This is a genomic window from Vibrio pomeroyi (assembly GCF_024347595.1).
Lineage (GTDB): Bacteria > Pseudomonadota > Gammaproteobacteria > Enterobacterales > Vibrionaceae > Vibrio > Vibrio pomeroyi.
Genome location: NZ_AP025506.1, coordinates 127,977 through 140,681, shown reverse-complemented (window position 1 = coordinate 140,681; position 12,705 = coordinate 127,977). Strand labels below are relative to the sequence as shown.

Below are 12,705 nucleotides of genomic sequence, written 5' to 3'. Positions count from 1 at the left end.
TAAAGTAATAGGCATGAGCTAACGTTTAGTTTCCCGTTTCAAACCAAGATTGCGGATACTCTTTCCTTCCTTTCTAGACCACTTCTGAAATAACTACCCCAACAGATTTAAGCTTATGATGCGTGTTTCCTGCCTTCAAACTGTTTGAAATGCTGAAATAATACGCTTCTTGAACCTTCCAAACTGAACCTCTTTAGAGAGTTTAGGAACCGCGCCTACCATATCACCACGCTCAACGGAACCATTCCATCTCAAATCAAAACCACTACTTACGAGATCAATATTGAAACCCTTAGTCGCTTCCTCTCGACCAGATTCACTTGCGGCAAATGTTCTTTGGGTATCTATCCGAATGAAAATACAAGACTCTGGGATGTCTTGCTCAATCCGCTCAGAAAACTCTATCAGGCTTTGTTCTGCAAAAGTAAACAACCACGCTTGTTGATTTACTGCCTCATTAACTCTAAGAATACGCCCAAGCACCTGCCTAAAATACAGCTCAGTTTTGATAGAACTCATGTGGCAACAAACTTGAAGACGCGGGATATCCGTACCTTCGCTGATCATTCCAACGCTTACAATCCATTGAGCATCACTTTGACGATAACGTTCTATTTCGGCTAAAGGTTCTTCATGGCGATAAGTAACGATTGATACAGATTGAGAGTACTTTTGAGAGAGTATCTTTTGGATTGTTTGAGCGTGCTGAACAGAAGAGGCTACGACTAACCCTCCAGCATTAGGGGATTGAGTTCGAATTTCCGCAAGCTTCTTACAGCCGAGCCCAAGTAAATACTCCATCGCATCCTGATTATGTATAACACTTTGATATGAAGTTTTGGTCTGCTTGAGCATTTCTAAGATTGAAGAAAACGATTCAACTTTCTCATCGCTAGTCACTGAAAGATGTTCGTTATCAACCAGCACTAACTTTGGAGATCGGCAAACTTTATCTGCAATTGCTTGCTTTAAGGTGTATTGATAGTCAACGAGGATTTGACCTTCAGGCTCACTATATTCAGACATTACTATTGGTAGATAGTCTGAACGCCATGGGGTACCTGACATAGCAAGCGTGTAAGTCGCAAGCCCTTGAATCTTCATTAGTACTTGTTGGCCCCAAACATTCGCATTTTCAAGTTCAGACCCAGAGCAATGGTGAATCTCATCAAATACAACAAATACTCGATGGTTACGTAGCGCCTTCCAAAAATCATCATTAAGGAATTGAATAGATTGGTATGTTAGTGACTGCCCAATAGAGCCCAAGCCCCCATTAAAAGTGCAGTTCAGTATTTGGGAAAAGGTCCTTTTAATTCCATCAGAAACAGTTAAAGATGGAGAAAAACACAATACAAGGTCGACCATATCATTGTTAAGCAACCTTGATGCAACTGTTGCCGCGAGCACCGTTTTACCAGCGCCAGGAGTTGCTTGGCAGAAGAAGTGTTGTTGATTTGCCCTAAATTTCTGTAACGCTTTTTCAGAACATTCTACCTGCCACTGTCTTAACACGGTTGGTCGCCCTCTGAGAGAGTTTTCAGGACATTCTCCAATCCATTCATCTTTCCAAGCAACTGCGCTGAACGTTCTCTTGCTTGCTGTAACAGTGGAACTAACCGGCTCTCAAGTTCAGGGAAGCGACATTTTAATGAATGGTATTCATCAATTTCACCAAGCACGATCTCCAATTCACCTTTGTATTCGTTGCTCTCTCGGAATAGCACAGAGTAATCCGATGTAGATTGCGTTACCGAAACTTCACGTTCAGACTTTCTTCGAGCCACAACTTCGAGTTCTAGAAATTGTTCGGTTTGAAAATACCTTTTGTTCCTTCCTTCACCTTCACTTCGAAGCCAACCCCTTTGCTGATATTGCCATATTTGGCGATAAACCTTCTTCCGAGCTTCATCAAGGTTTTTTATGCCATCTTCAATGTTTAATGAAGCGTCCCTGGCTTCTATAACAGAAAAACCATCCATTCTTTTTTCAATCAACAACTTGTGCATTACTGCACTGATTTTTATAGAACGTTTCATGTACCAGTTATACCAATTAAAATACTAAGGATTGCTTAGTATACAGAGATCAGTAAAACTAAGAAAATCTTAGTCACATAGAGCCAATTAGTATGAATCATAAATGTCGATCGACAACCCTATTCCAATGCGGCTCAAAGAGGTACGCAAAAAAGCAAAGATCTCCCAAAAAGAATTGGGAGTGCGTATTGGTATCGATGAAAGTTCGGCTAGTGCGCGAATGAATCAGTACGAGAAAGGAAAACATACACCGGATATCAGTACATTGAAGAAAATGGCTGACGAGTTGGGTGTTCCTTTAAGCTATTTTTTTTGTGAGGAAGAAAGCTCTGCCAAGTTGGCTTGCTTGATTGCAAGACTAAGTGAGGAAGAAAGGCAGGAGCTCATCAGTAAGTTGAGTAGTTCTGAGGTAAACTAGGATTTGTTGTATCTAATTGAGTTAATAAACCATTCTTTGTCACCTTCCGGTGTACGAACCGTTGCTTCATCATCAACTTCCTTCTTCAACAATGCTCTTGCCATTGGTGAATCAATTGAGATGTAGCCTTTTGCGTCACCATAAATTTCTTCAGGGCCAACAATTCTAAATGCCTTAACATCACCGGCTTCATTCTCAATTTCAACCCACGCGCCAAAAAAGACTTTTCCTTCCTGCTGAGGAGAATAATCTACGATGGTCACTTCAGGGAGAAACTTGCGAAGGAAGCGCACACGACGGTCTATTTGACGAAGTAAGCGTTTGTTGAAGGTGTAGTCAGCATTTTCTGAGCGGTCACCCAAGCTCGCTGCCCATGTAACGATTTTAGTGATCTCTGGACGCTTCTCATTCCATAGATGGTCGTGTTCTGCTTTAAGTTTGTTATAACCTTCTCTGGTGATTAGTTTTGTTTTCACTTCTACAATCCAAGTTATCTATAAGTTCTGTAGCGCCTTTTTAATTGCATCCAAAGTCGCAACAGGGAAAAATGACTTTTGAGTATCACTCGATACTATACTGCCATTTTTTCCAAGCTCCAATTGATGTCTGCGCAAAAACTCACTAGAAATGAGGTACTCCAATGCACTTCGCTCCAGTTCAGTGAGCTTTATAGATGCAACGGATACATCAACATTATCGAACACCTCGATGACCTGATTGATAGGAACCACTTCATTGAGCAATCGCTCCGCTTCCTTTTTCTGAGAGTAGAGAATATTAGCTTGAAGTTTAACTACTGGATCGTCGAGTTCGTCTATCCAAGCATGCATTTTACCTTTCGAGGAGTTTCTAGCTGGTCGAAGTTGGTCTTTGCTTGAAGAGTTGAAGCTATGAATTAAGGTTCGATATGATTCACCGGTTTTGTTTCGAATGCTCTGTGCAGCGGGAACGCCTCGCCCTTTTCCAAGACGAGCTATCGTTGAATAACTAAAGTCGTTCAATCCGCGCTCTTGTTGTTCCTTGCATATGGTAAACACGGCCTCTAATGAGTTCTGTACCCGAGATGAAGCTTTCTTTTTTAGCTGATTCAGTACTTGCTCTGGAGTCATTTCTGACATGCTAACCGATCCTATTTAGTGGTTTCGACTGCTCAAATAGTTCACGAATAATCTTTTCGTCGAACTGGTTATCTATCGATAAGTCCTTTAAAGTCAAACTCCCACCCATAAGACGGTCGATGTCCTCCCAGCCTTTCAACCTTGTCAGCATTAACTCTGTTAACTGGTTCCCCACTAAGAGTTGTTCCTCTTCTGACAGTAAAAAGAGTTGCGGCTGAATACCGTTTTTAACCATCATTTTGTCGATCATTTGGGAGCGTCTGGTTACTGCCAAATCATCGCTACAACTATGGTATAGTTCAGCGTTCGAGCACACCTCTGATAGTTGGTGGAAATTGCTTACTTCATCTAGCTCTACACCTAATGTGAATTCATGCGGAACAATAAGTTGGTAGTGATTCGCAGTGTTTTCTGGTGGCTTACGCATAAGAGTTTGACAGTTATGGATATGTCGGTGAATCGCGTTCATGTCTGAGAGGTACAAATCTAGCTTCTTCGCTCGTGTTTCAATTTCCGAGTTCAAATGCATACGCTCTCCAACTAACTCACGTCTATCGGACTCCAAAGCCGATTTCTCTGAGCTATCTACTTTTATTTTGTAAAGTTGGTGATCAATGACATCTATCTTCTCTGCAATATCATCAAGCTTCTGTCCAAGCGAAGTGTACCGTATAGATTGAGTGTTTACGGCTAGGCTTATCTCATTGAACATAGCTGCAAGTCCAACCAAAAAAGCCGGGCCGGAAATAAAGAATCGACACTGAAAACAGTTCTGCTCTCCTAAATAACCTGCTGGTACTGGGTGGTATATGTTGGCTTTTGTGGCTACAGGGAAGCCCCCTTCCGAGCAAAAAGCACCTCCCACAGGGCAGATACCAAAGTCCTTCCATAGGTAGCTGGAGGCCGGCCGAGCATTGTCGAGTGAACTTAGTAGATCCACAGATGACCCTACCAACTGTGATTTCACTTCTTCAATTCTCTGTTGTTCCACAAACGACCTGAGCGTTTGTGTTGCTTTGCTCATCGCTTCCCTTTCTCCCATCTCCATTTTCTCTCGTAAGTTAGCGCCTGTTTTATCGCTCTTGGTATAGTAGATTGTCATTATGATGCTGGAGTGGCCTACCAATTTCATTATGACTTCTAAAGGAATACCAAACTCATACGCGTATGCGTTGATCAAGCTGACGCGCATTGAGTGGGGAGTATAAGGGGACTTAAAATGTGACAGAGCAATTTGAGTGTTATCTTTGAGTTCCTCTATAGCCTCTGTATATGATAATCCTCTGTAGGTTGCTGCTGTATAGTCACTTTTTGGTGAAAAAAAGAGTGCTGCTGCGAGTCTAGATGTTAAACGTCCCCCAAAAGTACCAGGTTCTTGTTCCCTGTAATCCCTAAATAGAAAGCAGTTAATACCCTTTTGCTTACGTTGTGTTTCATTCAGGTTGGTGCGCTTACAATTAAGCCACTTCGTCGGTTCCTTAATCGGATTGTACTTTTGTTGCCATTTTCTGAGTTTTATCAACCAATATGCTAACTCTATTGGCATAAAAGGGATGGTATAACCTGAGCCATCAAACTTGGTTTTGTTTGAGGTGTAATGGACGCCAAATTCATCTTTGCCAGACTTACTCACCATGCCTTGCCTGACGGTTAAACTAGCTAGTTTAGTCTTATTCTTCTTCCATACTACTTGACCACTTTTAAAGTCTGCGACTTCAGAATCTGCCTCACCAGAATCACAATAAACGATCTGTATTCCTCTAGCTGGAAGCTGCATAAGCGAGTAGGTATAAATCCAGTACACAGGGAACCAAAGGTAAGCTCTTCCTTCCTCAATTTTAAAAACACAATCAGGATCCTTTTTATCCAATAACGACTCGTCATCGACTAGTACCCAGTCAGCCGGAAAATTATTCAGGTGTGCTAAGTCTGAGAAAGTTAGTTTTTTAGTAATAGAATCTGCTGGAAAGATCCATTCACGTCCCTCCTTAACATACTGATAGGGTAAAGCTAGTTTGTTGGTTTCACTGACACTTTGAATATTAGTCTCGCCATTAAATTTGATGTGTCCCAAGGGGTTTTTAGCACCTTTGATATGAGCAACTTCTCCAGTTTCTTCATCTTCAATTATCAAGTAATTCAATATGACCCAATCCAAAAACTCGTTGATTGAGTAAATCCATTTTTTCTTACGCGTAACTGGGACCTGCTCTAGTAGTTCGAGCATTGGTTGAATGTTGGTTGATTTACGGGTTAAAAACTCTAGAGGGCAGTTCCCCAATTTGTTCGGTTCAATATACTCGCGCACAAACTCACATAAATCTTTAGCTTTAGTATCCCCTCCACGTGCTGTTTTTAGAAATTCTGTTATTTTCTCAGCCCAAAGTCGCCAGTCTTCTGTAAAGTACTTTACTTGATAGGGGCGTGGTATTCCCCAAAAGTCATAAGCATTAGTCCAGCCTTTTCCTTGGTAATGCTTTTCTGGTTTAACTGGTATTCTAGGGTCTTGGGATGACGTTCTGAATTCTCGGTACTCAGATAAAGTCCTGATACTATTTTTTCTAACTAAAGCTTCTAGTTCTTTATAAAAATATGGCCGCGGGATATTCAAAGCATCAAACCAATCGGTCCAATCATGAATCATTTTTTCTGGCTTAGAGGGTAGATTACTGTGTACTTTCCTAGCTTTTTTATATTCGACAGAGTTTTTTATTCTTAGCGTACGACACCATGCTTTAAATGATTTTAGATCTAGAATCTTTTTGGGTTGCAGGTAGTCCCACCAACTTAACCAATCTGTCGCATAAGTTCTTTCCGGCATTGCCGGCAGACAGGGATCTTCTTTATATCTAACTCGATACTCAACTATGGTGGTGATGCCTAAGGCCTGTACTGAGGCACGTGCAGCTTCTATGTTTGAATAAACCGTCCTTTCATTTTTAGAAAAAAAATGGTGCCAATTGAGCCATTCACCTTTGTAAAAACGTTGAGGGTTTGTGGGAAGTTTCTCATCTTCTCGGTAACGCTCTTGATATTCATTAAATGAGTTTATCCCAAGTACTTTTACCGCTCTGATTGCTTCATTTAATGTTGGATAGAAGTCCCTTACTTGCTTTCCAAGGAACCAGCACCATCCGCGCCATTCATGGGCATAGATTCTTTCAGGTTTTGCTGGTAATAAATGGTCTTCTGTATAGCGGAATCGATATTCATTAGATGATTTTATGCCTAGTTTTAATACAGAACGATGAGCTTGCTTGAGCGTACAATAATTTTTCTTTATTGGTCGACCGAGAAACGTTGGCCAATTAATCCAGTTTTCAGAGTAAAAAGTGTAGGGCTTGGAGGGCAATGACTGGTCTTCTCTATAGCGCGCTCGATACTCTGCCATGCTTTTAATACCCAGCTTTATCGCAGCCATAGACGCTTTTTCGATAGTCTCGTAATACTCTTTCTTACATTTGCTTAGGAATTGCTCCCAAGATATCCATTCAGTGGAATAATACTCATCTGGATTAGGGGGTAACTTTGAGTCCTGAACATGGAGCAGTCGATAATCAGATTTGTTTTTGATTCCTAACCTTTGTACTGCTGAAGAGGCATACCTGAGCTGAGCATAGATCTCACCATCTTCACCTCTAAGAAAGCTGGGCCAACTAATCCAATCACTTGCGTATACCTTGTCAGGATTTGCAGGTAATTTTGGATCTTCTTTGTAGCGATGTTGATACTCACTAACAAATAAGATTCTTAGTTTTCGGGCACTATTTTGAGCCTCGTGTAAACTCGAATAAAGAGCCTTTTGTTTTTTACCTAGAAAATGTGACCAGTTTTTCCATTCTGAACTGTAGGTTCTATTTGGGTTTGATGGTAGGCGATCATCTTCCTTGTAGCGCAGATAATATTCACCTCTTTTCTGCAAATTAAGCTTTGCAACTGCCTTCATTGCTTCATGCATAGAGGCATAATGTTTTTTTCTCTCGGGAATCCCCAAAAAATGGGACCAACTAATCCACTCATTTACATAAAATTTGTCTGGTGTTGCTGGAAGCAGGGAATCTTGCTTGTAAGAATATTTATACTTAGTTGGAGAGCTAAATCCTAGCTTTTTAGCCGCTAATGAAGCTTCCGACAATGTCTTATATCTATTAAGTTTCATTCAGTAGCCCTCTCATTTTAACTCGAACATCTTCATGCGTAGGCTTTAAGTACACCAAACAACTGTCCGGGCTTTTATGATGCATCGCTTTTTGAATTTCTAGCTGAGAGAAATCATTCTTACTTAACCTGTATCCATAAGAATGGCGATGTGCGTGCGGAGTTGTCCCTAGTGACTTGGAGGGTTCGAGTCCAATTCTTCGAATTGCTCTATTGTGCTTTTGATTGAAATTTTTTTTACTTTCTGGATGACCTTTTGAATTAACAAATAAGAAAGGAGATTCTGAAGTAGGCCTAGTCGCAAGGTATTTTTGCAGTAACAGAGTGAACTCAACGGCTTTACTTGCGGGATAAAACATGACATCAAAGGACAGGTTGCGATTTGTAAGCAAAGGTCCTTTCCAGCCAGCGTAGAGCCCATGGTTTCTCGAATACTCATTCCTCGGGTTCAGTCGGTATTTATGAGTTAAATATTCTCTTCGATTACTGAAACGTTCATCTGGAGACTTTCCATCACTAGGATGGAAAACCGATACAATACCTGCACCTGACTGTGGTTCTATAGATATATCATCGGTATATATATGAAAGCACTCTGACAATCGTAGCCCACCAAAATGCATCAACATTACGATTAACTGACTACCATAATCCGGTTCTCCTGAAGCAGAAACAAACCCATGCAGCAGTAAGTCTTCAATTCGGTCTTCTGGAAAGCGATATACCGCTTCGATATCAACTAGGCGCCTTTCAGGTCCTCGAATCTTTCTAACAACTGAGAATTGCTGTCGGGATGGTTTAGCTAAGTGATTCAGGAAGCTACGACTGTGCCTTCTGTAATAAGCACACCACTGCAAGCGTTCTTCTGCATAATTGGCTTTCCTCAAGGGATTTAGCTTCGGTAAATCAGTACCATGGATTGTGTCTAAGTAGTCGCAGTAATCAGTGATATGACGAAGAAGAACATTCACATCTTCACTTCTTCGAGGAGACCAGAACAAACCCGAGTTATCTTGCCCATCTTGAATCGTTCCAAACTGTAACGCTTCAACAAAAGCTCTTAGCAGATCTGTAGCCGATGAGAAGCTTGATAATTGGCGCTCTATGTACTTTAAAAGAAGCTCTACAGCGAAGGTATTGCGCTCTAGCCACGACTGAGATTTGTAGCGATTCTCGTGCAAAAATCTCAAGTGAGAAATCAGCAAGCCATTTTCAGTAAAAAGCGCTGGAAAGCGAAACGAGAGCCGGCCTGTACCAGCTATGTAGTTCACTCCACGCTTTATTACGAAGCTCATTTCTTCGTTTGTTCTAAATAGTCATGCCACCCAGACCAACTCTTGTCATAGTTCATCAGCCACCTCAAATACTAAGGAAATCTTAATATACTACTTAGTATATAGTTGATGGTTCTTACTAATTCAAATGACTCAACTATAAAGCAGGCCGGCTTAATATCAGATAGTTAGAAGTAGTATTGCAGCTATTAGTACGTTCTTAAGAGTAGAACTAATATCAGTACAACAAAAAACGCCTTCGAGAGATCGACCGCCGCGTTCGCTATCTAAGAAAACGTCTTGATCAAGTAAAGGTTGTGGATTACTCACCACAACAAGAAGGCAAGGTGTTCTTCGGAGCTTGGGTCGAGATCGAAAATGACGACGGCGACACAAAGACATTCCGCATTGTTGGCCCTGATGAGATCTATGGCGGCGTAAAAAACTACGTGTCTATCGATTCGCCGATGGCACGTGCGCTGCTGAAGAAAGAAGTGGATGACGAATTTACGGTAAGAACCCCAGAAGGCGAAAAAGAGTGGTTCGTTAACTCGATTCGCTACGCAGAAAGCTAATGTCTATCGGATTTGCAGGTAGCGAAAAAGGCCTCGCCTGACATTACAAACGCCAGATAAAAGAAAACCCCGCAAGGCTTTCGCCTAGCGGGGTTAAGTCTCTATCGCAGCAATCCGGCTACTGTTTATCTCTTCGAGATAAGGTGCTCCCTGCATCTTTCCTTGATAGTGGCTAAATCCTTTAACCAATTTCCTTTTTGTTCATCGCCATCCTAGCGGTGTCCATTCTAGCCTGTCATCCTGACTGGCGAATCTCATCCAGAGATTATCACTTCCTTGCTGACCACTCATCCTAAGTAATCAAATCTTCATCCTAAAGATACCTAGTCCATTAGGCTTTTTCCTGTTCCTGCCAACTCCCTGTCGACAAGTTAAATATTACGGGAAATGGCGCTATTTCCTAGATAGTCCCAAAAAACATTTCAGGTGAGAAATATGCCCTCAAACAATCAGCACAATTAAATCAATTACTTAAGTTAATTTTAGGAAGATTTCATCGGTTTAAAGTGACTTAGTCGCACATCACTTGTAAGAGATCTCGCACAAAGTGGGTATCACAAACGGAAATTCGACTTCTGACAGGATAATTACACAGCCAAAGCTAGAAAAAGCGTACGCTCACCCCCATGTATTTATCACGATATTAAATAAGAGATTCATCGGATGAGCCAAGCTATCTGTCGACTGATTGCTGAAGAACTGAATGTTCGTTCAGAGCAAGTCACCGCCGCAGTAAACCTAATTGACGACGGTAACACCGTTCCCTTTATTGCCCGCTACCGTAAAGAGGTCACGGGTGGCTTAGACGATACCCAACTACGTAACCTTGATAGTCGCCTTTCTTACCTTCGCGAACTTGATGATCGCCGCCAAACGATTCTTAAGTCGATTCAAGACCAAGGGAAACTCACGCCAGAACTCGAGCGTGATATCACTCAGGCTGACAGCAAGACTCGCCTAGAAGATTTATACCTGCCATACAAACCAAAGCGCCGCACCAAAGGTCAGATCGCAATTGAAGCAGGCCTAGAGCCACTGGCCGATACGCTATGGACTGAACCACAGCACGATCCTGAAACCGAAGCAGCCAACTTTGTTAGCAACGACAAAGGCATTGCCGATACCAAAGCAGCACTCGATGGCGCACGTGCGATCATCATGGAGCGCATTGCGGAAGACGCAAATCTACTTGAAAAGATTCGCCAACACCTAAACCGTAATGCAGAGCTTAGTGCTCGTGTTGTGGCTGGCAAAGAGAACGAAGGTGAGAAGTTCAAAGACTACTTCGAGCACAACGAAGCTCTGAGCAAAGTGCCATCACACCGTGCGCTTGCCATGCTGCGTGGCCGCAATGAAGGCTTCCTAACACTGGCGATGAACGCAGACCCTGAACAAGAAGAAGGTGTACGTGGTTCTTACTGCGAGAACATCATCTCTGATCATTACGGCATTACCCTAAGCAGCGCACCAGCAGATGCATGGCGCAAGCAAGTGATCAGCTGGGCATGGCGCATCAAGGTTTCTATGCACATGGAAACCGAGTTAATGGGCGCAATGAAAGAGCGTGCTGAAATCGAAGCGATTGAAGTATTCGCGACCAACCTTAAAGACCTGCTCATGGCTGCACCTGCTGGCCCTCGTGCAACGTTGGGCTTAGATCCAGGTTTACGTACCGGTTCAAAAATCGCGGTGGTGGATTCAACAGGTAAAGTTCTCGCGACAGAAACGATTTACCCTCACCCACCACAAAAGCAATACGACAAATCAGCACACGTTGTTGAGCAGATGGTTCGTCAGTTCAATGTCGACCTAATTGCGATTGGTAATGGTACGGCTTCACGCGAAACCGATAGCTTTGTGGCTGACGTAATTAAACGCGGCAACCTAAAAGCACAAAAAATTATTGTTAGCGAAGCAGGTGCTTCCGTTTATTCAGCGTCTGAGTTGGCGGCGAAAGAATTCCCGAACATGGACGTATCGATTCGTGGTGCGGTATCCATCGCTCGTCGTCTACAAGATCCATTGGCGGAGCTTGTGAAGATTGACCCTAAATCGATCGGTGTGGGCCAATATCAACATGACGTTAGCCAAACCATGCTTGCTAAGCGCCTAGATGCGATTGTCGAAGACTGTGTAAACGCCGTGGGTGTTGATGTGAATACCGCGTCTGCCGCGCTACTTACTCGCGTAGCGGGTCTTTCTAGCACCATCGCTCAGAACATCGTGGACTTCCGTGATGAGAATGGTCGCTTCGAAGCTCGTACTACGCTGAAGAAAGTCGCTCGCTTGGGGCCAAAAGCCTTTGAACAGTGTGCTGGTTTCCTACGTATTATGGATGGTAAGAACCCGTTAGATGCATCATCGGTTCACCCGGAAGCTTACCCTGTGGTGAAAACCATCGCTGAGAAAAACCAAAAAGACATCAAATCTCTGGTAGGTAATACCGACTTCTTACGTGGTTTGCACGCGGTTGATTACACCAATGAAAGCTTTGGTGTACCTACAGTTACAGACATCATCAAGGAGCTGGATAAGCCAGGACGCGACCCTCGCCCTGAGTTCAAGACTGCAACCTTCGCTGATGGCGTAAACTGCGTTTCAGATCTAGAGCCGGGCATGATTCTAGAAGGTGTGGTGTCGAACGTGGCCAACTTTGGTGCCTTCGTTGATATTGGTGTTCACCAAGATGGCTTAGTGCACATTTCAGCGCTGACCGATCGCTTTGTTTCTGACCCACGTGAAGTGGTGAAAGCGGGCGACATCGTGAAAGTGAAGGTGATGGAAGTGGATGTTCAGCGTAAACGTATTGCACTAAGCATGCGTATGAAGGACGAACCGGGACAAGACAACCGTGCTCAACGTTCAAGTGCACCTCGCACACAAAACCGCTCGAATCAAAACTCGCAAGGTGGTCAACGCCGTCGTGAGGAGCCACAACAAAATGCCGCGATGGGTGGTGCATTTGCCGCTGCTTTTGCAAAAGCGAAAAAATAATCCGTTAGCTCATCTAAAAAGCGGATTAGCTTAAAACAGAAAACCTGCATCCCTTAGGGTATGCAGGTTTTTTTTATTATGTGTTCAAAAAAGACATCGAAGCTTGGTTGTATCCTTCGTCTTTATACT

8 protein-coding genes and 1 pseudogene are annotated in these 12,705 nt (G+C 42.9%); 3 read left to right on the top strand and 6 right to left on the bottom strand.

The genetic code is table 11. The annotated features are described in order from the left end of the window. Nucleotides 1-135 precede the first annotated feature (135 nt). Together OCV12_RS00620 and OCV12_RS00615 are read right to left on the bottom strand one after the other, a co-directional pair. Nucleotides 136-1,515 (bottom strand): DEAD/DEAH box helicase, encoded by a 1,380-nt coding sequence (locus OCV12_RS00620; RefSeq protein ID WP_261885104.1) that lies wholly within the window; start codon nucleotides 1,513-1,515, stop codon nucleotides 136-138. Next, nucleotides 1,509-2,039, bottom strand: a complete 531-nt coding sequence (locus OCV12_RS00615) for a hypothetical protein (RefSeq protein ID WP_261885103.1) — start codon at nucleotides 2,037-2,039, stop codon at nucleotides 1,509-1,511. The genes OCV12_RS00620 and OCV12_RS00615 overlap by 7 nt, the downstream gene beginning before the upstream one ends. Before the next feature lie 103 nt (nucleotides 2,040-2,142). On the opposite strand from OCV12_RS00615, the gene OCV12_RS00610 reads away from it, so the two are divergent. Next, a complete protein-coding gene (locus tag OCV12_RS00610) occupies nucleotides 2,143-2,457 on the top strand; it encodes a helix-turn-helix domain-containing protein (protein WP_108195517.1) in 315 nt (104 codons plus the stop codon). Here the strand turns inward: OCV12_RS00610 and greB (OCV12_RS00605) are convergent. The 4 genes from greB (OCV12_RS00605) to gmtY are packed head-to-tail and all read right to left on the bottom strand — an operon-like array spanning nucleotide 2,454 to nucleotide 9,004. Continuing rightward, the gene (greB, locus tag OCV12_RS00605) at nucleotides 2,454-2,933 is read right to left on the bottom strand and encodes a transcription elongation factor GreB (protein WP_108195518.1); all 480 of its coding nucleotides are present in this window, start codon (nucleotides 2,931-2,933) and stop codon (nucleotides 2,454-2,456) included. The genes OCV12_RS00610 and greB (OCV12_RS00605) overlap by 4 nt on opposite strands. Nucleotides 2,934-2,951: 18 nt before the next feature. Next, nucleotides 2,952-3,575, bottom strand: coding sequence for a gamma-mobile-trio protein GmtX (gmtX, locus tag OCV12_RS00600; RefSeq protein ID WP_261885102.1), 624 nt, complete (start codon nucleotides 3,573-3,575; stop codon nucleotides 2,952-2,954). Between the two features lies 1 nt (nucleotide 3,576). Further along, on the bottom strand, nucleotides 3,577-7,734 hold the full coding sequence (gmtZ, locus tag OCV12_RS00595) for a gamma-mobile-trio integrase GmtZ (protein ID WP_261885101.1): 4,158 nt from the start codon (nucleotides 7,732-7,734) through the stop codon (nucleotides 3,577-3,579). Then, nucleotides 7,724-9,004: a gamma-mobile-trio recombinase GmtY gene (gmtY, locus tag OCV12_RS00590; RefSeq protein ID WP_261885100.1), complete on the bottom strand. Its 1,281-nt coding sequence runs from the start codon at nucleotides 9,002-9,004 to the stop codon at nucleotides 7,724-7,726. The genes gmtZ and gmtY overlap by 11 nt, the downstream gene beginning before the upstream one ends. Nucleotides 9,005-9,243: 239 nt before the next feature. Between gmtY and greB (OCV12_RS00585) the strand changes: the two are divergent. Both greB (OCV12_RS00585) and OCV12_RS00580 read left to right on the top strand, forming a co-directional pair. Beyond that, a pseudogene (greB, locus tag OCV12_RS00585) lies at nucleotides 9,244-9,582 on the top strand (transcription elongation factor GreB); the annotation flags it as partial. A gap of 663 nt (nucleotides 9,583-10,245) precedes the next feature. After that, a complete protein-coding gene (locus OCV12_RS00580) occupies nucleotides 10,246-12,576 on the top strand; it encodes a Tex family protein (protein ID WP_261885099.1) in 2,331 nt (776 codons plus the stop codon). Nucleotides 12,577-12,705 lie beyond the last annotated feature (129 nt).